Genomic DNA, 20,617 nt, shown 5'->3' with positions numbered 1-20,617 from the left:
GAGCCTGCTCGCGAAGGCGATTTAACATTCAACACTGATGTTGACTGACAGCCCGCTTTCGCGAGCAGGCTCGCTCCCACATTAAAAGCGCTTACAACGGCATCGTGTAATGCAGCGCGTAGCTTTCTACACCATCGTTCGGGCTGCTTAGCCCGGCATTTGAATAGTGCGTCGCACGAATCCCGACTTCATGTCCGCCCGCAAAGCGCAGCCCAAAACCGAACCGGTCTTCGAACTGAAAGGCACTGCCGAGTTGGTTGTTTTCGACTTCGGTATTGGCAAATACTGCGACGCCAACCCCCAACTCGACATAAGGTTTGACGTTCTGTCCGGCAAACTCGTAAACCAGTACCGGCGAGAACGACAGGCTGTGGTTACTGGAGGTCTTGTCGCCTTCCCAATAGGTGTAGGCACCGCTCCAGTAACCCGTCAAACGACCGATATCACTCTGCAACCAGCTCTTGTCCCAATCGAATTGCATGCCCAGTCGATAGGTCATGGTCGATTCGTCAGTCTGGCCGACCGCGAACTCCACGCCTGCCGCCTGTGCGGTAAAACTGTGCCCCATCAGTGCGGCCGCAATCGCGGCCAAGCAGAATAGTCGCTTCATTAGAAACATCCTTTCCCGAACGATTTCGTATGGTTTTTTTGTTGCTCAACGCTCTAGAAGTCGACAATTAATCAGAAGTTCACCCCAATTACTCGCTTGTCCCCGAGTTTTGTTTACTCCTTGAAGCTTCGCACAACCCCAGCGGTATTCCACAATATCGGCAAGATATTTCTGAAATGTGCCGGATCGGCACTTGTCCAGAACTGTGCAGCACGAGCCGGCTCCTCGGCGAGCAACTCCCGCTCGGCCAACAATCGCTGTAGTTGCCGCGCTACAGCGGCGCCGGTATCAATCAAGCTGATGTCATCGGGGATCATCTGCTTCAGCAACGGCTTTAGAAAGGGGTAATGCGTGCAGCCAAGTATTATCGTGTCACACCCGGCGCCGAGCAGCGGTTCGACATACCTGGCCAGCAACTCGCGCAATGCCTCGCTGTGCAGATCTCCGTTTTCAATCAGTTCCACCAGGCCGGGGCACGGCTGAGTGATGACTCGCACATCGGTGGCGAATCGGTCGAGCAACGCGGCGAACTTGGCACTCTGCAAGGTGCCGGTGGTGGCGAGTACACCGACCACACCGCTGCGGGTGGCGGCAGCGGCCGGTTTGACCGCCGGTTCCATACCGACGATGGGCCACTCGGGATAATCGCGCCGCAAGTCTGCTACCCCAGCGACCGTCGCCGTGTTACAGGCCAGCACCAAGGCCTTGGCGCCCTGCTGCTGAAAAAAACCGGCCATCACGCTACAGCGATGACGGATGAATTCCGGGGTTTTCTCGCCGTAGGGAATATTCCCGCAATCGGCGACATACAACAGTGACTCGTTGGGCAGCAAACGCTGGATCTCGGCCAGCACCGAAAGCCCACCGACACCGGAGTCGAACACGCCAATCGGCGCTTCACGCATGCATCGAACCACAGACGCTGCAGCCCGGATCACGCTTGACCCGCAGTTCGCGAAAGCGCGAGCCCAAGGCATCGATCAACAACAAGCGTCCCACCAGCGGTTCGCCAAATCCCACCAGCAACTTCATGGCTTCCAGCGCCTGAAGGCTGCCCACCAGGCCAACCAAAGGCCCTATGACGCCGGCTTCGCTGCACGTCAGTTCAGCCTCGCTGCCGTGACCATACAAACAGTGGTAGCACGGGCTTTCCGGACGGCGCGGGTCAAACACTGACAACTGACCTTCCAGTCGAATCGCAGCGCCACTGACCAAGGGTTTGCAGGCGGCGACACACGCCGCGTTGACCGCTTCGCGGGTGGAGAAATTGTCGGAACAGTCCAGCACCAGATCCACCGCGGCCACGGCGGCGGCCAGGGAATCTTCGTCCAGCGCGGTGCGGTGGGCGATCAACTGAATCTCGGGATTGATTGCAGTCAGTCGGCGTATAGCCGAATCGACCTTGCTCAGGCCGACGCTGTCGGTGTCGTGAACGATCTGGCGTTGCAGGTTGGTCAGGTCGACGGTGTCGAAATCTGCCAGATGCAACTCACCGACGCCGGCGGCTGCCAGATACAGCGCAACCGGCGAGCCGAGGCCGCCGAGACCGACGATCAATACGCGGCTTTCTTTCAGTCGCAACTGGCCGTCGATGTCGACGTGTTGCAACAGAATCTGCCGACTGTAGCGCAACAGTTCCTGATCATTCAGCACGGCAGGCGCCCCAGGCTGATACGTTCGTGACCGCCCAGATCGGTGCGGCTGTGGACTTCTTCAAAGCCGTGGGTCAGCAGCAAATCGCGTACCGCAGTGGCTTGATCGTAACCGTGTTCAAGCATCAACCAACCGCCCGCCTCCAGATAATCCGGCGCCTGGGCGACGATCAGACGCAGATCGTCGAGCCCGTCGATGCCGGCCACCAAGGCACTGGCCGGTTCGAAGCGCACATCGCCTTCCACCAAATGCGGATCGGCTGAGGCGATGTAAGGCGGGTTGCTGATGATCAGCTGAAAACGCTGACCTTCCAGCGCACTGAACCAATGACTGCTCAGCACGGTGGCGTTATTCAGGTGAAGTCGCTGACGATTGCGCTCGGCCAGGGCCACGGCTTCGAGCACGCGATCCACGGCGGTCACCTTCCAGGCCGGACGCTCGCTGGCCAGGGCCAACGCAATGGCGCCGCTGCCGGTGCCGAGATCGAGGACCTTGGCAGGTGTGGCTGGCAGGAGTTCAAGCGCCGCTTCTACCAACAGTTCGGTGTCCGGGCGCGGGATCAGCGTATGCGGCGCCACTTCCAGATCAAGCTTCCAGAAACCTTGCTGACCGAGGATGTAGGCCACTGGCTCGCCGCCACGGCGGCGCTGCAAATACTCGGCAAACTTCAGCGCCGCTTCGCTCGGAACGATGCGCTCGGGCCAGGTGTGCAGAAAACTGCGGGACTTGCCCAACGCGGCGGCCAGCAACAATTCGGCATCCAGGCGCGCGGTGGGCGAATCTGGCAGGTCGGCGGCGCGTAACAAACTGGCAATGATCGTCATTTACTCACCTATCGCTGCCAATTGGTCTGCCTGGTATTCGGCCAGCAACGGCTCGATTACCGCATCGACGCCACCCGCGAGGATTTCGTCGAGGGAATACAGCGTCAGGTTGACCCGATGGTCGGTGACCCGCCCTTGGGCAAAGTTATACGTGCGGATCCGCTCCGAGCGATCGCCCGAACCGACCAGCAATTTACGCTCGCTGGCGATAGCGTTCGCGGCGGCGCTGGTCTGCTGATCGTTGAGCTTGGCCGACAGCCAGGACATCGCCCGGGCGCGGTTCTTGTGCTGGGAACGTTCTTCCTGGCACTCGACGACGATACCGGACGGCAAGTGCGTGATGCGGATCGCCGAGTCCGTCTTGTTGACGTGCTGACCACCGGCACCGGAGGACTTGTAGGTATCGATGCGCAAATCCGAAGGGTTGATCTCGATCGCTTCCTGCTCGTCCGGCTCGGGCAACACGGCTACGGTGCAGGCCGAAGTGTGGATGCGACCCTGGGATTCGGTGGCCGGAACCCGTTGTACGCGGTGGGCACCGGATTCGAATTTCAGCTTGCCGTAGACGCTGTCGCCTTCAACGCGGGCGATGACTTCTTTAAAGCCGCCGTGTTCACCGATGTTCTCCGAGAGGATTTCCACCCGCCAGCCACGACGCTCGGCGTAACGCGAATACATGCGGAACAGGTCACCAGAGAAAATCGCCGCCTCGTCACCGCCGGTGCCGGCGCGGATTTCGAGGAACACGTTACGCCCATCGTTCGGATCCTTGGGCAGCAACATGCGTTGCAGGCTGGCTTCGATGTCGATCAGTTGCTCTTTGGCTTCGCGGACTTCTTCCACGGCCATTTCGCGCATGTCCGGGTCGCTGTCCTTGAGCAGCGCCTGGGCACCCTCGAGATCGCTTTGTACTTTGAGCAACTGTTTATAGGTTTCGACAATCGGTTCGACTTCCGCGTATTCCTTGGAATAGGTGCGGAATTTGGTCTGATCGGAAATGACTTCGCCGTCGCCAAGCAAGGCGGTCAATTCCTCGAAACGGTCCTGGAGGATGTCCAGCTTATTGAGCAGTGACGCTTTCATTGCGGTTTTTTATCCGAAAAGCTATCCGATGAGCCCTCATTCAGGGCAAAGAGTTCCTGGGCCATGGCCAGCGCATCGAGGCGGCCTTCGGCAGAGAGCTTTTTCAACTGCACGCTCGGTGCGTGCAAGAGTTTGTTGGTCAGGCCACGCGCCAGTTGCACCAGCACGTCTTCGGCGCTGCTGCCGTTGGCCAGCATACGCTGGGCCTTCTGCAATTCTTCGTCGCGCAGGCGTTCGCTTTGTTGGCGATAGGCCTTGAGCACATCCACCGCCGCCAGTTCACGCAGGCGGACCATGAAATCTTCGGCACCGACCGAGACCATCTCTTCCGCCGCCTGGGCTGCACCCTGGCGACTCTTGAGGTTCTCGGCGACCACTTCGTGGAGGTCGTCGACGCTATAAAGGTAAACGTCGTCCAGTTCGCCGACTTCCGGCTCGATATCCCGGGGAACGGCGATGTCTACCATGAAGATCGGCTTGTGCTTGCGCAGTTTCAAGGCGCTTTCCACCGCGCCCTTGCCCAGGATCGGCAACTGGCTGGCGGTAGAGCTGATGACGATGTCGCTGCGCACCAGTTCCGCCGGGATGTCCGAGAGCAACACCGCGTGGGCGCCGAACTGCTCGGCCAGAATGCTCGCGCGCTCCAGCGTGCGGTTGGCGACGACGATGCGCTTCACACCCAATTCGTGCAGATGACGGGCGACCAGGGTGATGGTCTCGCCGGCGCCGATCAGCAAGGCCTGGCTGCGTTGCAGGTCGCTGAAAATCTGTTTCGCCAGACTGACCGCGGCAAACGCCACGGACACCGGGTTCTCGCCAATGGCAGTGTCAGTGCGCACCTGTTTGGCCGCATTGAACGTCGCCTGGAACAGCCGCCCGAGCAACGGACCGATGGTGCCGGCCTCGCGGGCCACGGCGTAGGCCGATTTCATCTGACCGAGAATCTGCGGTTCGCCCAACACCAGCGAATCGAGCCCGGAGGCCACCCGCATCATGTGACGAACTGCCGCATCATCTTCGTGCACATAAGCACACGCGCGCAGCTCTTCGAGGCTCAAATGGTGATAATCGGCCAGCCAGCGCAATATGATGTCAGCCGAAAGGTGATCCTGTTCTATATAGAGTTCACTGCGATTGCAGGTGGAGAGGATCGCAGCTTCGCGGCTGTCGGTGAGTCGGCAGAGCTGCTGCAAGGCCTCCACCAGCTGCTCAGGGGTAAAGGCCACGCGCTCGCGGACGTCTACTGAAGCAGTCTTGTGGTTGATACCGAGTGCAAGGAAGGCCATTCAAAGTCGCTGATGGTGACGTGAAGCCGGCAATTGTCCTACTTCGACAGAGCCAGAACAACTACCGCTGACTATTGTCCCAATGACCTGCCTCTATAAAGACACCCTTGAGACTCGGTTATGTTTGGCTGAAGGCTTGTGTCATGATGATCCGACCGCAGGTTAGTCGTCCTCTTCCTATATGAATAGATCTTCCGCGTTGCTCCTCGCTTTTGTCTTCCTCAGCGGCTGCCAGTCCTTGGCACCCGTTTCGTCGGACGGTACGCCGCCGGTCGAAGACAGCACTCCGGCCCCTGAAAAGCCCAAGGTTTACAGCTCATTCAGTGAAGAAACCGTCTTCAGTCTGTTGAGCGCCGAACTGGCTGGCCAGCGCAATCGTTTCGACATTGCCCTGGACAACTACGTGACCCAGGCGATCAATACTCAGGATCCGGGCATCTCCGAGCGGGCATTCCGTATCGCCGAGTACCTGGGCGCCGACCAGGCTGCCCTGGACACCGCGTTGATCTGGGCGAAAAACGCCCCGGAAGACCTTGAGGCGCAACGGGCCGCTGCCGTGCAACTGGCTCGTGCGGGGCGTTATGACGACTCCATGGTCTATATGGAGAAAGTCCTGCAAGGCAAGGGCGACACGCATTTCGACTTTCTAGCCCTGTCTGCGGCCGATACCGACCAGGACACGCGCAACGGCTTGATGAAAAGTTTTGACCGTTTATTGCAGCGCCACCCGAACAACAGTCAGCTGATTTTCGGCAAAGCCTTGCTCCTGCAACAGGACGGTGACGCCAAGGGTGCGTTGGGCCTGCTGGAAGACAATCCACCGGACGAAGGCGAAATAGCACCGATTCTGCTGCGCGCACGCCTGCTGCAAACCCTCAATCGTGGCGATGAAGCGCTGCCGCTGCTGCAAAAAAGCATCAAGAAATACCCGGACGACAAACGCCTGCGCCTGACTTATGCGCGCATGCTGGTCGAACAGGACCGCATGGACGACGCCAAAGCCGAGTTCTCGAGCCTGGTTCAGCAGTACCCCGAAGACGACGAATTACGTTACTCCCTGGCGTTGGTCTGCCTGGAAGCCAAGGCCTGGGATGAGGCCAAGGGCTATCTGGAAGAGCTTATTGCCCGGGAAAGCCACGTCGATTCGGCGCACCTGAATCTCGGTCGTATCGCAGAAGAGCGCAACGACCCTCAAGGCGCGCTGATCGAGTACGCCCAGGTCGGCCCGGGCAACGATTACCTGCCGGCGCAATTGCGTCAGGCCGATATCCTGATGAGCAATGGCAAGACCGCCGAAGCCCAAAGCCGTCTGGCTGCGGAGCGCGATGAACAGCCCGATTACGCGATCCAGTTGTATTTGATCGAAGCCGAAACCTTGTCTGCCAATAAACAGCCCGACAAGGCCTGGAATGTATTGAAGCAAGCCTTGCAGCAATACCCGGACGATCTGAATCTGCTGTACACCCGCGCCATGCAAGCGGAAAAACGCAATGACCTGGCGCAGATGGAAAAAGACCTGCGCCTGATCATCAAGCGCGACCCGGACAACGCGATGGCATTGAACGCCCTCGGTTACACCTTGTCCGACCGTACGACGCGCTACGCTGAAGCCAAGGCCTTGATCGAACAGGCGCACAAGATCAATCCAGAAGACCCGGCGGTACTCGACAGTCTTGGCTGGGTGAATTTCCGTTTGGGCAATTTCGACGAAGCCGAACGCCTGCTGCGCCAGGCGCTGGAGCGCTTCCCCGATCAGGAGGTCGCCGCGCACCTGGGCGAAGTCCTGTGGGCCAATGGCAAGCAACGGGAAGCCAAGCAAATCTGGAGCAAGTTCCTCAAGGAGCAGCCCGACAGCCCCATCCTGCGCAGCACCATCAAGCGCCTGACCGGATCAGAGACTCTTTAAGATTATGTTTTTGCGCCACCTCATTGTTTTCAGTTTCATCGCCCTGCTCGCCGGTTGCGCGGGCTTCGGTGCCCGCGAATCAGTCCAGGGTAAAGGCAACACAGCCCAATGGCGCGAGTACAAACAGCAACTGACCAGCCTCGACGGTTGGCAGATCAACGGCAAGATCGGCATTCGCGCCCCGAAAGACTCAGGCAGCGGCACGTTGTTCTGGCTGCAGCGACAGGATTACTACGACATTCGCCTCTCCGGCCCCCTGGGTCGCGGCGCAGCACGCCTGACCGGTCGCCCCGGCAAGGTCTCGCTGGAAGTCGCCAACCAGGGCCGCTATGAAGCGCCGACGCCTGAAGTGTTGGTCGAAGAACAACTGGGCTGGAAGCTACCGGTGTCCAATTTGGCCTGGTGGGTTCGCGGGCTCCCGGCCCCGGATAGTAAAAGCCGTCTGACGCTGGATGCCGACAGCCGCCTGGCCCATCTTGAGCAGGATGGCTGGCAAGTCGAATACCTCAGCTATGCCGAGCAAAACGGCTTCTGGCTACCCGAGCGGATCAAACTGCACGGCACCGACCTTGACGTCACGCTGGTGATCAAGGAATGGCAACCACGCAAATTGGGGCAGTGAACATGACCGCTCCGCGCTTGACGCTGCCCTCCCCGGCCAAACTCAATCTGATGCTGCACATCCTCGGTCGCCGTGAAGACGGTTATCACGAGTTGCAGACTATTTTTCAGTTTCTCGATTACGGCGATGAAATCACGTTCGCCGTTCGAGATGACGGTGTGATTCGACTGCACACCGAATTCGATGGCGTTCCTCACGACAGCAATCTGATTGTTCGAGCGGCAAAAAAACTTCAGGAGCAATCCGGTTGTTCGCTCGGTATCGACATCTGGATCGAAAAAATTCTACCCATGGGCGGTGGTATCGGTGGCGGCAGTTCAAATGCCGCGACGACTTTGCTCGGCCTCAATCATCTCTGGCAACTGGGTTGGGATGAGGATCGACTGGCCGTGCTGGGCCTGACGCTTGGCGCGGACGTCCCGGTTTTCGTGCGTGGGCACGCGGCTTTTGCCGAAGGCGTGGGGGAGAAACTGACCCCTGTAGACCCCGAAGAACCGTGGTATCTCGTGCTTGTGCCGCAAGTCTCTGTAAGTACAGCAGAAATTTTTTCAGATCCGTTGTTGACACGTAACTCTTCTCCCATTAAAGTGCGCCCCGTTCCCAAGGGAAACAGTCGAAATGACTGCTTACCGGTGGTAGCAAGGCGTTACCCAGATGTACGTAACGCATTGAATTTGTTAGGTAAATTTACCGAAGCAAAACTCACCGGAACTGGAAGTTGTGTGTTTGGGGGCTTCCCAAGCAAAGCTGAAGCTGATAAAGTCTCGGCCCTTCTTACAGAGACCCTTACAGGGTTTGTAGCAAAGGGAAGCAACGTTTCGATGTTGCATCGCAAGCTGCAAAGTCTGCTCTAAAAGGAACCGAGTACTGGGTACTCGTTGCAACAGATACAGGGGCGTCGCCAAGCGGTAAGGCAGCAGGTTTTGATCCTGCCATGCGTTGGTTCGAATCCAGCCGCCCCTGCCATTTTCTATACTCATCCAGGTTACCCTCAGCCTCTAGGTACTGCGCGTGTCCAAGATGATGGTCTTTACGGGGAACGCTAACCCCGATCTGGCTCGGCGTGTTGTACGTCAGCTGCATATCCCTCTCGGTGACATCTCTGTCGGTAAGTTCTCCGACGGCGAAATTACTGCCGAGATCAATGAAAACGTCCGCGGTAAAGATGTCTTCATTATTCAGCCGACTTGCGCTCCGACCAACGATAACCTGATGGAACTGGTAGTGATGGCTGATGCCTTCCGCCGCTCCTCGGCTACTCGTATCACTGCTGTTATTCCTTACTTTGGTTATGCCCGTCAGGATCGCCGTCCGCGTTCCGCACGTGTGGCTATCAGCGCGAAAGTCGTTGCTGACATGCTTACCGTAGTCGGCATCGACCGTGTTCTCACGGTTGATCTGCATGCTGACCAAATCCAGGGTTTCTTTGATATTCCGGTAGATAACATCTACGGCTCCCCAGTATTGGTGGATGACATTGAAGATCAGCGCTTCGAAAACCTGATGATCGTGTCCCCGGACATTGGCGGCGTCGTGCGTGCACGAGCTGTTGCCAAATCCCTGGGCGTGGATCTCGGGATCATCGACAAACGCCGTGAGAAAGCCAATCACTCTGAAGTGATGCATATCATCGGTGATGTCGAAGGGCGTACCTGTATTCTGGTCGATGACATGGTCGATACCGCCGGCACTCTGTGCCACGCGGCCAAGGCCCTGAAAGAGCATGGCGCTGCCAAGGTTTTCGCCTACTGCACACACCCTGTGCTGTCCGGTCGGGCGATCGAAAACATCGAAAATTCAATGCTGGACGAACTGGTGGTGACTAACACCATCCCGTTGTCCGCCGCTGCTCAAGCCTGCTCGCGTATCCGTCAACTGGATATCGCGCCGGTAGTTGCCGAAGCGGTTCGCCGCATCAGCAACGAAGAATCGATCAGCGCGATGTTCCGTTAAGGGCCCTGCCCTTCTCGGATATCTCGTTGACGAAAAGCGCCCCGCCCCGGCATTCCTGTCGGGGCGGGGCTTTTTTGCCCATATCGCCTTTAGCGCTGGTCGCAAACGCTGGGGCGAATGTGGTTATTTTGGAGATACAACATGAACGATTTTACTCTGAATGCTGAAGTGCGTTCCGACCTGGGGAAAGGTGCGAGCCGCCGCCTGCGTCGTCTCGCAAGCCTGGTACCTGCTGTAGTTTACGGTGGCGAAAAAGCCCCTGAATCCATCAGCATGCTGGCTAAAGAAGTTGCCAAACTGCTCGAAAACGAAGCGGCTTACAGCCACATCATCGAGCTGAACGTTGGCGGCACCAAGCAAAACGTAATCATCAAAGCTCTGCAGCGTCACCCGGCCAAAGGCCACGTGCTGCACGCCGACTTCGTACGCGTTGTAGCTGGCCAGAAACTGACCGCTATCGTGCCTGTACACTTTGTTGGTGAAGAAGCGCCGATCAAGAAAGGCGGCGAAGTTTCGCACGTTGTTGCTGAAATCGAAGTTTCGTGCCTGCCGAAAGACCTGCCTGAATTCATCGAAGTCGACCTGGCTAACGCCGAAATCGGTTCGATCATTCACCTGTCTGACCTCAAAGCCCCTAAAGGCGTTGAGTTTGTTGCTCTGGCACACGGTGATGACAAGGCTGTTGCCAACGTCCACGCTCCACGTGTTGCTCCAGAAGCTACTACTGAAGGCGCAGCAGAGTAATTTCACTCTGTTCGCCGGAGTGACCGGAAACATCGCGGACTAGAGCGTAGCGAGAAAGCGGGCGAGAACGCGGAGTTTACATAATGGTAAATGAGCACTTGTCGTCCACTTTCGCCGCACACAACTGTCGCGGCGATGTTATCCACCACTCCAAGGAAGGGCCCCTATCGTGACTGCCATCAAACTGATCGTTGGCCTGGGAAATCCAGGCGCTGAATACGAACAGACCCGGCATAACGCAGGGGCCTTTTTTGTTGAGCGCATCGCGAACGCACAAGGCGTAAACCTTGTTGCGGATCGCAAATATTTCGGCCTGACCGGGCGCTATTCGCATCAGGGTCAGGATGTTCGTCTGCTGATTCCCACCACCTACATGAACCGCAGCGGCCAGGCCGTCGCGGCACTTGCCGGCTTCTTCCGCATTACGCCTGAAGAAATTTTGGTGGCGCATGACGAACTCGACCTGCCACCGGGTGTAGCCAAGCTCAAACAGGGCGGCGGCCATGGCGGTCACAACGGGTTGCGCGACATCATCGCGCAACTGGGCAATCAGAATACCTTTCACCGCTTGCGGCTTGGCATTGGCCACCCGGGCGTTGCCAGTATGGTTTCAAATTTCGTCCTGGGTCGTGCGCCACGCGCCGAACAGGAAAAACTCGATGCCAGCATCGACTTTGCCCTCGGCGTGCTGCCGGATATCCTCGCCGGTGAATGGAACCGCGCGATGAAAAACCTGCACAGCCAGAAGGCCTGACTCTACTCCTCGGGGAAAACACCATGGGATTCAATTGCGGCATCGTCGGCCTGCCTAACGTCGGCAAGTCCACCCTGTTCAACGCCCTGACCAAATCCGGGATCGCGGCCGAGAACTTCCCCTTCTGCACCATCGAACCGAACACCGGTATCGTGCCGATGCCGGATCCGCGTCTGGAAGCCCTGGCGGCCATCGTCAATCCCAAGCGTATCCTGCCGACCACCATGGAATTCGTCGACATCGCAGGCCTGGTGGCCGGCGCCTCGAAAGGTGAAGGCCTGGGCAACAAGTTCCTCGCCAACATCCGTGAAACCGATGCCATCGCGCACGTAGTCCGCTGCTTCGAAGACGAGAACGTGATTCACGTCTCCAACAGCGTCGACCCGAAACGCGACATCGAAATCATCGACCTGGAACTGATCTTCGCCGACCTCGACAGCTGCGAGAAGCAACTGCAGAAAGTCGCCCGCAACGCCAAGGGTGGTGACAAGGACGCCGTGGTCCAGAAAGGCCTGCTGGAGCAACTGATCGCTCACTTCACCCTCGGCAAGCCTGCGCGTACGCTGATGAAGACCATGGGCGCCGACGACAAAGCGGTGATTCGTGGTTTCCATCTGCTGACCACCAAGCCGGTCATGTACATCGCCAACGTCGCTGAAGACGGTTTCGAGAACAACCCGCTGCTGGACATCGTCAAAGCCATCGCCGAAGAAGAAGGCGCTATGGTGGTTCCGGTCTGCAACAAGATCGAAGCTGAAATCGCCGAACTGGACGACGGCGAAGAGAAAGACATGTTCCTCGAAGCCCTGGGCCTCGAAGAGCCTGGCCTGAACCGCGTAATCCGCGCCGGCTACGAAATGCTGCATCTGCAAACCTACTTCACCGCCGGTGTCGAAGAAGTCCGCGCCTGGACCGTCCGCGTCGGTGCCACCGCACCACAAGCTGCTGGCGTGATCCACACCGACTTCGAAAAAGGCTTCATCCGCGCCGAAGTCATCGCCTACGACGACTTCATCCAGTACAAGGGCGAAGCCGGCACCAAAGAAGCTGGCAAATGGCGTCTGGAAGGCAAGGATTACATCGTTAAAGACGGCGACGTGATGCACTTCCGTTTCAACGTCTAAGTTATTCAGGACGAAGCACCCGATCGAGTAGGAGGCGGCTTCACAGCCGCCGTCCTCTCACACCACCGTACGTACGGTTCCGTATACGGCGGTTCAGGTTATGCGGCTAAGCCGGTTTATCGTATCCAGTATCGAGACCAACCCGAGTCGATCCCACAGCTTCTTCGGTAGCGCCTGATTCATATGCGACGCTCCCGAGTTCCACCATGGGCCTCGGCCATTGGTCGCCGATTTCCACGCCCGCGCCTCGTCGAGTCCCAAACGTATCAAGTTGCGCGCCCTCGTAGAGGGCCGCTTCCATTGACGCCAGATGACACAACGAAGTTTGTGACGCACCCATCCGTCCAGTTCCTCAAGTGGCCGCTTGCTCTGAGTCAGCTTGAAGTAGCCAGCCCAACCACGCAGTACGGGCGTTACTTGCTCGACGATATACCTCATTGAGCGAGCCCGTATCCGACGCAAGATTTCCCTGAGTCGATCGCGTAGGCGGTGCAGGCTTATGCTCGCTACCCTCAGCTTTGGCTGTTTATGCCAGCTCATCCCATAGCCCAAGTAGTCGCAGACCCAAGGCCGTGCTACGCAGCTCTTTTCCCGATTCAGCGTCAGTTTCAGACGCTGATTCAGGTAGCGCTCAACCCCAGCCAACACTCGCTCACCCGCACGACGACTGCGCACATAAATGTTGGCGTCGTCGGCATAACGCACGAAGCGATGGCCTCGCCGTTCCAGTTCGCGATCGAGTTCGTTGAGCAGGATGTTCGACAGCAACGGCGAGAGCGGGCCGCCTTGCGGCGTCCCTTCCTGCCGTCGGCTGACGAGTCCGCCCGACATCGTTCCCGCTTCGAGGTAACGACGGATCAGCGCGAGCACCCGCTTATCTTCGATTTGACGCGTCACGTAAGCCATCAGGACATCGTGGTTGACCCGATCAAAGAACTTCTCGAGATCAAGTTCCACGCACCAGCGGTGACCCGCTGCCACATGGTCCCGAGCGGTTTCGAGGGCTTGGTGGGCGCTTCTGCCCGGACGAAAACCGTAGCTGTAGTCCGAGAACAGCGGGTCGAAGATCGGCGTGAGCTGTTGCAGCAGAGCCTGCTGGATCAGGCGATCCACGACGCTGGGGATACCCAGCTGTCTTGTGCCGCCTTTGGGTTTGGGGATGTCGACGGCGCATACACCTTGCGGGTGGTACTCACCGGCCAGCAACCGATCCTTGAGGGTCGGCCAATACTGTTTTACGTAGCCCGCCAAGTCATCGACCGTCATGCCATCGGCACCCGGTGCGCCCTTGTTGCTGACCACGCGGTGATACGCACGCTTGAGGTTCGCCGGTGCAAGCACCCGCGCCATCAGCGTGTCCGGCTCCGCGTTCGTCCACGCCACAGACGCCGTCGATACCTCTGCCCTGTCAGCCGTCATCCTCGGATACTGTCCGGGACTCGGGGTAACAGTCTTCTCTGGGAGAAATTTCTGCATTTCGATACTCGACGAGACTCTGACGCCTACTGGCGGCATAACCTGTTCGGCCCTTGGTGACGTGGTTATTCGTCACTTACTACGGCCTCGGCTGACTTCTGCACGTTCATCCCGTCGCCTCTCGACGCTCGGTAGCACAGTGGCAAACGTGCAGATCTCCCAGGGTAATTCGCGCGACCTTCCTGCTTATGCCTGTCGGATTTACGTCACAGCGTTCCGTGCAAGTATTGGGCTTTGACGATTTGGGCCGTCTTACCCCGCTGCGCCGCCTCTATCCGCTTCCTGTTCGTCAGGCCAGCATTTTGCCTCGGGCTTCCTTCAGATTCGCAGTCACCCGCGACACCCTTGCCTCTGGCTAACACTTCCCCTTGCCGGGTGTGTAGAGGACTCTCACCTCCAAGTCACCAGCGTGGCCACCACAGCCAAACTGGTTGCGCTTACGCGCAACGCGCCATGCCTGGCGCACCCCAAGAAAAAGCCGCGTTTAAACGCGGCTTTTTTGTGCCTGAAATTCCTGTAGGAGCAAAGCTTGCTCGCGATGGCCGTTACGCGATTTGCCTTATGCACCGCGTCATCGTTCATCGCGGGCAAGCCTTGCTCCTACGGGACCGCGTGTTTTCAGGCTTTTTTAGTTCTTGGCAGAAAGATCGCCAGCACACCCAACAACGGCAGGAACGAACACAGCAAGTACACGTATTCGATGCCGTGTATGTCCGCCAGATGCCCAAGCAACGCCGCACCAATCCCGCCAAAGCCGAACATCAATCCGAAGAACACCCCGGCAATCATCCCGACATTGCCCGGCACCAGTTCCTGCGCATACACCACGATCGCCGAGAATGCTGACGCCAGGATGAAGCCGATCACGACGCTGAGGATGCTGGTCCAGAACAGGTCGACGTGAGGCAGGATCAGGGTGAACGGCGCGACGCCGAGGATCGAGAACCAGATCACCGCCTTACGCCCGATCTTGTCGCCGATCGGCCCACCGAAGAAGGTCCCCGCCGCTACCGCTCCGAGAAACAGGAACAGATGCAACTGTGAACTCGCCACCGACAGGTCGAACTTCTCGATCAGGTAGAACGTGAAGTAGCTGGTGAGGCTGGACATGTAGAAATACTTGGAAAACACCAGCAACCCGAGCACCACCAGCGCACTGATCACGCGGTTCTTCGACAAGCCATGCGTCGCCGCCTGTCCTTGCTTGAGTTTGAACAGGCTCAAGTGATTGGCGTACCAGCGGCTGATCCGATAGAGCACGAACAGCGCAAACACCGCGAACAATCCGAACCAGGCCACATGGCCCTGACCGAAAGGAATGATGATCGCCGCAGCCAGCAACGGACCGAAGGCTGAGCCTGCATTGCCGCCGACCTGAAACGTCGACTGCGCCAAACCAAACCGCCCGCCAGACGCTAATCGCGCCACGCGAGAAGCTTCCGGGTGAAAGGTCGAGGAGCCGATACCGATCAATCCTGCCGCCAGCAAAATCATCGGAAAACTGCCGACCACCGACATCATCAAAATGCCGATCAATGTGCAAACCGTCCCGGCCGGTAGCAGCCAGGGTTTGGGGTGCCGATCGGTGTAGTAACCGACCCACGGCTGCAACAGCGAAGCCGTTAGCTGGAACGTCAAAGTGATCAAGCCAACCTGGGTGAAAGTCAGGCCATAGTTGGCCTTGAGCATCGGATAGATCGACGGCAGCACCGACTGGATCAAGTCGTTGATCAAATGCGCCAGCGCCACGGCGCCGATGATGCGCATGACCAAAGGGCTGCTTTGTGAAGTCGCGGATGCCGGCTGCGCGCCGGTCTGGACATTGCTGATAGCCATAAGAGTTTCCGTACAACAGATGGGTGCACACAGGCAGGTGCGTCAATGTGCCATTTTTCGGTGCAGCAGCGCCATCCCCTTAGCCTGCTAACGACTTCGACTTTCATCACTGAAAAGGTGATAGCGCAACGCCATGGTCTGAATCTTGCCTTGGTAATCCGCTTCAACGCGGCCCCTTACAAAGGGGACCGAGAATGGGAAGTTTCGCTACAGAGCCGGCCTACAGAGCTGGCGAGGGTGAACTTTCGAGGCCTTTTAAAAGGGCACAGGTCGCGGCCGCAACGGTCTCGACGCACGCCAATGGCGCGTGGTGTCCAGAGGAGTCATGGGGCATGCAGGCTTTTTTATCACCGGGGATCGGGTTACTGGGGCGTTTTGGCTTCGCACGCAAATTTCAGCTGTTATTTCTACTGTTTATCCTGCCGCTGGCGGGCAGTCTGTGGATGATCGGTCAGGACTATCGCGACAAACTGAACCTGATCTCCGGCGAACGTGCCGGGGTTCGGCAACTGCTCGCCCTCGATGCACTGGATAATCTGCTCGCCGCCCAGCGTGACCGCGCGGCTCGCTGGCGCGCCACGGAAACCAATCGTCAGCCGACACCCGCGACGATCGCGGCGATGGCTGCTTTCGATACGGTTCAGCCAGCCGTCGCCCAAGCCACCTCGGACCTCGGCAACGCACTGCAAACCGAAGGCGCCGAGGGCGAAACCCTGGCCCGTTATCAAGCCCTGCAAACCGCCCTCAACGGCCTCGACTCGAAAAGCTTGAGCAGCGTCGGTTGGTGGCCGGACGGTTACGATCGTTTCACCAATGCCTTGAGTGCGCTGCAAGCCTTGCGCGAGCAGATCGCCATGGACAATCGCCTGACGCTGGCGCCGTGGCTGGAAACCTATCTGCTGACGCAAATCTCCACGCAACACGCGCCAGACCTGATTGAGCGAGTCGGCCGTCTCGCCAGCGTCGGCCAGGCCTCTGTAGTGTCCGGGCAGTTCACCCTGCAAAGCCGCCTGCAATTGCGCGACTTACGCAGCCGCATCGGTGATGCCCGGGAGCAGCTGGTCAAAACCGCCAGCCTGCTGGAAGCGCGACTGCCCAGCGCGTTGCAAGCCTGGGCCGGGCAATACCATGACAGCCTCAAGCACCTGGACGCCGAATTGAAAGTCCTCGATGACGGCGTGTTCGGCGGCAGTATCAAGCTCAAGCCGGAAGAATTTGAACGAAGTCTCGACGGCCTCCTCTCCGACCTCGCTTCGTTGCGTCAGCAGTCGTTGGTGTCACTGGATCAACGTCTGGACTATTACCACGGTTCTGCCATCCGCCAGTTCATCCTGGTAGCGACCATTTTCGGCTGCCTGCTGCTGGCCGCGCTGTATCTGTTCATCTGCTTGCAAGCCTCGATTCGCCGTAGCACCAGCGGCATTACCCTGCTGGCCGAAGCCTTGCGCGACGGCAATCTGAGTCTGCAAGTACCGGTGGAGGGCCGCGACGAACTGGCCGCCATCAGCACCGCCCTCAACGTCGCGGTGGTGCAACTGCGTAACAGCTTACTGGGGGTCGATCATGAAACCTTGCAACTGAGCAACGCGGTGCGCACCCTCAACCATCACTCCAGCGGCGCCCTTGGGGAAGTCGAAGCTCAGCAGTTGCAGATCAGCCAGATCGCGGCGGCGGCCACGCAATTGGCCGCGACCTCGCAAGGGGTCGCCCAGAGTTGCGAACAGGCTTCTGGCAGCGCTCAGCACACCCAGCGCATCGCCGCCGACAGCAGCCGTGACAGCCAGCGCACGACGGCGAGCATTCAGCAACTCAATCAACGCTTGAATGACACCGCTGCGGCACTGGGCCGGGTCAGTGAGCAAGGGCAGCAGATTCAGTTGGTGGTGGACACCATTCGCGGGGTGGCCGAGCAGACCAACCTGTTGGCACTTAACGCCGCCATCGAGGCCGCTCGCGCGGGTGAGCAAGGTCGTGGCTTTGCGGTGGTGGCCGATGAAGTACGCAGCCTGTCGCAACGCACCCAATCCTCCACCGCACAGATTGCCGGCACTGTCGACAGCCTGCGCAGTACCGTGAACGAAGCGGTGAGCCTGATGGAAGCCGCTTGCGGCCAGGCTCAGTCCGACGCCCAGGCCGTCACTGGCCTCGGCGAACGCTTGGGGGAAATTGCCAGTGCTGTGCAAAGTGTCACCGACACCCTGGCGCAGATCGCCACAGCGGTCGACGAGCAAGCGACCACCGCCGACGAGGTCAGCGGCAACATCCAGCAAGTCGATCAGGCGGCGGTACGCTTGCTCGAAGGCGCGCGGGCGGTGAATCTGGCGGCGGACACTTTGAGCCAGGGCAGCAAGGCCTTGAGTGCCAATACCGGGAGATTTCAGCTCAGTTGACGCCCTCCCCTGGCCCGTTTTTTCGGGTCAGGTGGATAAGCGGTTGAAAGCGTAGAGAAATATTTTAGATTTACGCTTGACACATCTCAGTTACGAGCCAATAATGCGCGCCACTTGGCTACATAGCTCAGTTGGTTAGAGCATAGCATTCATAATGCTGGGGTCCGGGGTTCAAGTCCCTGTGTAGCCACCAAGTACTAAAAACGGCTTACCGAAAGGTAGGCCGTTTTTTTATGCCTCGAGAAAAGTGCTCCCGGCCCACAGAGCGGTTAATGCCCGCTCTTCGCGGTTCTCTCCTACAGTTAATGCCAAAGCTTAAACGCAGAGAGACCACCCTATGCACTGGGGCCTGGACGAGATCATTCTGTTTTTCATCGTGGTCGCCATCTTCTGCGTGGTGCTGGAACTCGCTTTTCGTCTCGGCCGTCATCACCGAACCCACAGCAGTGATTCGAACCGATCCCACCTCACCGTTTTGCAAACCGCCCTCCTCGGTCTGCTCGCGTTGTTGCTGGGTTTCAACTTCGCCATGGCCACCTCACGTTTCGAAGCGCGCAAAACACTGATTCAAGATGAAGTCACGGTGATCGGCTCGACCTATTTGCGGGCGAAGCTACTGCCGTCTGATCTGCGCGGGAAGATGTCGGCGCTGCTCAAGGATTACGTCTCGGCGCGGATTGAATTCATGCGCGCCGGCACGGACGAGATACTGTTGAAGGCGGCCAGCGAATCGTCCCGGACGATCGAGGACCAGTTATGGAATCTGGCTGCCACCGCCGAGGCCCAGGGCGAAGCGACAGCCGCCATGAACCTGGTGATCCAGTCGTTGACCGACGTCTACAACGTCAATGAAAAGCGCCGCGCCGCGCAGGACAATCATGTCCCGGCAACCGTCATCAATCTGCTGTTCGTCGTGGCCATCGGTGCGCTGGGTTTGATCGCTTACAGCTATGGCCTGGGCCACCGTCGACGGCACGGTTCGACGGCCGTCTTCGCGATCCTGATTGCCATGGTCTTCACCGTCATCCTCGACCTGGATCAGCCCCGCAGCGGCTTCATCCGCGTCGGCGAAGAAAGCATGCTGCGGTTGCAGGAAGATTTGAACCGCATGAGTTCGGGCAACCAGAGGCCACTTCCCCGTAAATCACGTCAGGAACGAATTGCCGGCAATGCTGACAACGCCCGTTCCCAAATCTGCCAGGTGCGCAGCCAGACCATCGCCTGCCAGTCGCTGTCGGCGGGATAGAACTGCTCAAGCAGATTCAGTTTGATCCCGCGCCCCACGGCATCACTCGGATTGCCGTGCAGATGCAGCCAGTGATCATCGCGCAGATGACGATGAACCTCGGCGCCGGGATACGTCCCGCACTCGATCACAAACGGCATCAACCGCACGTTCGGCAACGCATTGATCAACGCCTGCGAGGTGTAGCCGGTGGCGGTGGCCGCAACGCCGGTTTCGCTCAGCGTGTCGGCGCCCGTGTGCAAGGTATAGAGCCAGGGACCATAAATGGCCTGCGCATCTGCTAGCGCTGGATACGCCGCTTCGGTGATGGTCAGCAACATCGGATGACCGTACTCCCCGGCGCCGGTGTGCAAGTCGAAACACATCGCCACTTCGGCATGCGAAACATGCTTTTGGATGATCTGATGCAACGTGCGATTCGACCAGCTCGGGGACAATCCTCCGTAAAACAAACCGTCGGGATGACGGTGCTGGCCGCCCTCCACAATCGACATCACCGCGGGCCAGCCGTGTTCGTTGATCTGCGCCTCGAGCAAGGCATCGGCGCGATCACGCTCCGGGCCCTGCAACTGCGTGCAGGCATAGATTTCATGCAGCGCTGCGTAGGCCTGATTATCTGGCAATGCGTGGTCGAAGTTCAGGTGATTGCGGTTCAGGTCGATGTTGTCTTCGTTGACCCGACGCAGCCACGCAGTGCCCCACGGATTGATCAGGTGGATCATCACCACCGCGACATCGGCCGGCAAAGAACGCTTGCCCAACTCCCGCAACCACTTGATCTGACATCCCGAACCGTAGAAGCCTTCGACGCCATGAGTGCCACTCAGCGCAATCAGCAAACGCTTGGCGCGCGGATCACCCAGCACGGCCACATCGGTGCTCAACGGCTCACCGAACGGCCCTTTGAGCGGATGCGGGTACTCGGTCAGCGTCGCACCGGCCGCGGTCGCAGCGACCAGGAATTGATCACGCTGGGTGCGGTAACTTGGCTGGGTGGGGAACTCGGTCTGCATGTCTGCCTCTTGTTGATCTTCTGGCCAGTCTGTTGCCCTAGACCCTACAGAAAATCCTTGGAGTCATGAAGGGCAAAAGCATCTTTGCTGTAGGCCT

General features: G+C 58.7%; 18 protein-coding genes and 2 tRNA genes. 11 read left to right on the top strand and 9 right to left on the bottom strand.

Annotated elements, in window-relative coordinates; genetic code table 11:
* Window positions 1–91: 91 nt before the first annotated feature.
* The 6 genes from ACYZUA_RS07275 to hemA all read right to left on the bottom strand — a co-directional run bounded on the left by ACYZUA_RS07275 (window position 92) and on the right by hemA (window position 5,456).
* Window positions 92–610: an acyloxyacyl hydrolase gene (locus ACYZUA_RS07275; RefSeq protein WP_461962573.1), complete on the bottom strand. Its 519-nt coding sequence runs from the start codon at window positions 608–610 to the stop codon at window positions 92–94.
* A gap of 113 nt (window positions 611–723) precedes the next feature.
* Window positions 724–1,515, bottom strand: a complete 792-nt coding sequence (gene murI, locus ACYZUA_RS07270) for a glutamate racemase (RefSeq protein WP_461962572.1) — start codon at window positions 1,513–1,515, stop codon at window positions 724–726.
* Window positions 1,508–2,263, bottom strand: coding sequence for a molybdopterin-synthase adenylyltransferase MoeB (locus ACYZUA_RS07265; RefSeq protein ID WP_461962571.1), 756 nt, complete (start codon window positions 2,261–2,263; stop codon window positions 1,508–1,510). Before ACYZUA_RS07265 ends, murI begins: the two co-directional genes overlap by 8 nt.
* Window positions 2,257–3,087 carry a peptide chain release factor N(5)-glutamine methyltransferase gene (prmC, locus tag ACYZUA_RS07260; protein WP_461962570.1) on the bottom strand — a complete coding sequence of 277 codons (831 nt, stop codon included), beginning with the start codon at window positions 3,085–3,087 and terminating at the stop codon, window positions 2,257–2,259. Before prmC ends, ACYZUA_RS07265 begins: the two co-directional genes overlap by 7 nt.
* Window positions 3,088–4,170, bottom strand: a complete 1,083-nt coding sequence (gene prfA, locus ACYZUA_RS07255) for a peptide chain release factor 1 (protein WP_461962569.1) — start codon at window positions 4,168–4,170, stop codon at window positions 3,088–3,090. It abuts the gene before it with no gap.
* Window positions 4,167–5,456: a glutamyl-tRNA reductase gene (hemA, locus tag ACYZUA_RS07250; RefSeq protein WP_461962568.1), complete on the bottom strand. Its 1,290-nt coding sequence runs from the start codon at window positions 5,454–5,456 to the stop codon at window positions 4,167–4,169. The genes prfA and hemA overlap by 4 nt, the downstream gene beginning before the upstream one ends.
* 181 nt (window positions 5,457–5,637) lie before the next feature.
* Here hemA and ACYZUA_RS07245 point away from each other — a divergent pair, with 181 nt between their 5' ends.
* The 8 genes from ACYZUA_RS07245 to ychF all read left to right on the top strand — a co-directional run bounded on the left by ACYZUA_RS07245 (window position 5,638) and on the right by ychF (window position 12,559).
* Window positions 5,638–7,362, top strand: coding sequence for a tetratricopeptide repeat protein (locus ACYZUA_RS07245; RefSeq protein WP_461962567.1), 1,725 nt, complete (start codon window positions 5,638–5,640; stop codon window positions 7,360–7,362).
* A 4-nt stretch (window positions 7,363–7,366) separates the two neighbouring features.
* A complete protein-coding gene (gene lolB / locus ACYZUA_RS07240; RefSeq protein ID WP_461962566.1) occupies window positions 7,367–7,984 on the top strand; it encodes a lipoprotein insertase outer membrane protein LolB in 618 nt (205 codons plus the stop codon).
* A 2-nt stretch (window positions 7,985–7,986) separates the two neighbouring features.
* Entirely contained in the window at window positions 7,987–8,838 is an 852-nt protein-coding gene (ispE, locus tag ACYZUA_RS07235) for a 4-(cytidine 5'-diphospho)-2-C-methyl-D-erythritol kinase (RefSeq protein ID WP_046053453.1), read from the top strand.
* 37 nt (window positions 8,839–8,875) lie between these two features.
* Window positions 8,876–8,950 (top strand) — tRNA-Gln (locus tag ACYZUA_RS07230).
* Window positions 8,951–8,995: 45 nt separating this feature from the next.
* Window positions 8,996–9,937 carry a ribose-phosphate pyrophosphokinase gene (locus tag ACYZUA_RS07225; protein ID WP_003208392.1) on the top strand — a complete coding sequence of 314 codons (942 nt, stop codon included), beginning with the start codon at window positions 8,996–8,998 and terminating at the stop codon, window positions 9,935–9,937.
* 141 nt (window positions 9,938–10,078) lie between these two features.
* Window positions 10,079–10,681, top strand: coding sequence for a 50S ribosomal protein L25/general stress protein Ctc (locus tag ACYZUA_RS07220; RefSeq protein ID WP_461962565.1), 603 nt, complete (start codon window positions 10,079–10,081; stop codon window positions 10,679–10,681).
* 169 nt (window positions 10,682–10,850) lie between these two features.
* Window positions 10,851–11,435, top strand: a complete 585-nt coding sequence (gene pth, locus ACYZUA_RS07215; RefSeq protein WP_309676573.1) for an aminoacyl-tRNA hydrolase — start codon at window positions 10,851–10,853, stop codon at window positions 11,433–11,435.
* A 23-nt stretch (window positions 11,436–11,458) separates the two neighbouring features.
* Window positions 11,459–12,559, top strand: coding sequence for a redox-regulated ATPase YchF (gene ychF / locus ACYZUA_RS07210; protein WP_064675906.1), 1,101 nt, complete (start codon window positions 11,459–11,461; stop codon window positions 12,557–12,559).
* Window positions 12,560–12,652: 93 nt separating this feature from the next.
* Here ychF and ltrA read toward each other — a convergent pair whose 3' ends face one another.
* Together ltrA and ACYZUA_RS07200 are read right to left on the bottom strand one after the other, a co-directional pair.
* Window positions 12,653–14,074 carry a group II intron reverse transcriptase/maturase gene (gene ltrA / locus ACYZUA_RS07205; protein ID WP_461959972.1) on the bottom strand — a complete coding sequence of 474 codons (1,422 nt, stop codon included), beginning with the start codon at window positions 14,072–14,074 and terminating at the stop codon, window positions 12,653–12,655.
* A gap of 579 nt (window positions 14,075–14,653) precedes the next feature.
* A complete protein-coding gene (locus ACYZUA_RS07200) occupies window positions 14,654–15,871 on the bottom strand; it encodes an MFS transporter (protein ID WP_461962564.1) in 1,218 nt (405 codons plus the stop codon).
* A gap of 332 nt (window positions 15,872–16,203) precedes the next feature.
* On the opposite strand from ACYZUA_RS07200, the gene ACYZUA_RS07195 reads away from it, so the two are divergent.
* The 3 genes from ACYZUA_RS07195 to ACYZUA_RS07185 all read left to right on the top strand — a co-directional run bounded on the left by ACYZUA_RS07195 (window position 16,204) and on the right by ACYZUA_RS07185 (window position 19,507).
* Entirely contained in the window at window positions 16,204–18,261 is a 2,058-nt protein-coding gene (locus tag ACYZUA_RS07195; RefSeq protein ID WP_095130365.1) for a methyl-accepting chemotaxis protein, read from the top strand.
* Window positions 18,262–18,377: 116 nt separating this feature from the next.
* Window positions 18,378–18,454 (top strand) — tRNA-Met (locus ACYZUA_RS07190).
* A gap of 144 nt (window positions 18,455–18,598) precedes the next feature.
* Window positions 18,599–19,507, top strand: a complete 909-nt coding sequence (locus ACYZUA_RS07185) for a bestrophin-like domain (protein WP_095130363.1) — start codon at window positions 18,599–18,601, stop codon at window positions 19,505–19,507.
* On the opposite strand, the gene ACYZUA_RS07180 is transcribed toward ACYZUA_RS07185, so the two are convergent.
* Window positions 19,411–20,520, bottom strand: coding sequence for a DUF2817 domain-containing protein (locus ACYZUA_RS07180; RefSeq protein WP_461962563.1), 1,110 nt, complete (start codon window positions 20,518–20,520; stop codon window positions 19,411–19,413). The two genes, ACYZUA_RS07185 and ACYZUA_RS07180, sit on opposite strands and share 97 nt — an antisense overlap.
* Between the last annotated feature and the right edge of the window lie 97 nt (window positions 20,521–20,617).

It is taken from the genome of Pseudomonas sp. LS2P72 (genome assembly GCF_054897865.1).
Note: the sequence above shows the minus strand (reverse complement) of the source record. Positions and strands in the feature narration are given on the sequence as shown.

Excerpts from the sequence above, each read along its gene's own strand:
- ltrA (WP_461959972.1), bottom strand. The coding sequence starts at position 14,074 with ATGCCGCCAGTAGGCGTCAGAGTCTCGTCGAGTATCGAAATGCAGAAA.
- hemA (WP_461962568.1), bottom strand. The coding sequence starts at position 5,456 with ATGGCCTTCCTTGCACTCGGTATCAACCACAAGACTGCTTCAGTAGAC.
- ACYZUA_RS07275 (WP_461962573.1), bottom strand. The coding sequence starts at position 610 with ATGAAGCGACTATTCTGCTTGGCCGCGATTGCGGCCGCACTGATGGGG.
- ACYZUA_RS07195 (WP_095130365.1), top strand. The coding sequence starts at position 16,204 with ATGCAGGCTTTTTTATCACCGGGGATCGGGTTACTGGGGCGTTTTGGC.
- ACYZUA_RS07185 (WP_095130363.1), top strand. The coding sequence starts at position 18,599 with ATGCACTGGGGCCTGGACGAGATCATTCTGTTTTTCATCGTGGTCGCC.
- ACYZUA_RS07200 (WP_461962564.1), bottom strand. The coding sequence starts at position 15,871 with ATGGCTATCAGCAATGTCCAGACCGGCGCGCAGCCGGCATCCGCGACT.
- ACYZUA_RS07220 (WP_461962565.1), top strand. The coding sequence starts at position 10,079 with ATGAACGATTTTACTCTGAATGCTGAAGTGCGTTCCGACCTGGGGAAA.
- prfA (WP_461962569.1), bottom strand. The coding sequence starts at position 4,170 with ATGAAAGCGTCACTGCTCAATAAGCTGGACATCCTCCAGGACCGTTTC.
- prmC (WP_461962570.1), bottom strand. The coding sequence starts at position 3,087 with ATGACGATCATTGCCAGTTTGTTACGCGCCGCCGACCTGCCAGATTCG.
- ychF (WP_064675906.1), top strand. The coding sequence starts at position 11,459 with ATGGGATTCAATTGCGGCATCGTCGGCCTGCCTAACGTCGGCAAGTCC.
- ACYZUA_RS07180 (WP_461962563.1), bottom strand. The coding sequence starts at position 20,520 with ATGCAGACCGAGTTCCCCACCCAGCCAAGTTACCGCACCCAGCGTGAT.
- ispE (WP_046053453.1), top strand. The coding sequence starts at position 7,987 with ATGACCGCTCCGCGCTTGACGCTGCCCTCCCCGGCCAAACTCAATCTG.
- ACYZUA_RS07245 (WP_461962567.1), top strand. The coding sequence starts at position 5,638 with ATGAATAGATCTTCCGCGTTGCTCCTCGCTTTTGTCTTCCTCAGCGGC.
- murI (WP_461962572.1), bottom strand. The coding sequence starts at position 1,515 with ATGCGTGAAGCGCCGATTGGCGTGTTCGACTCCGGTGTCGGTGGGCTT.
- lolB (WP_461962566.1), top strand. The coding sequence starts at position 7,367 with ATGTTTTTGCGCCACCTCATTGTTTTCAGTTTCATCGCCCTGCTCGCC.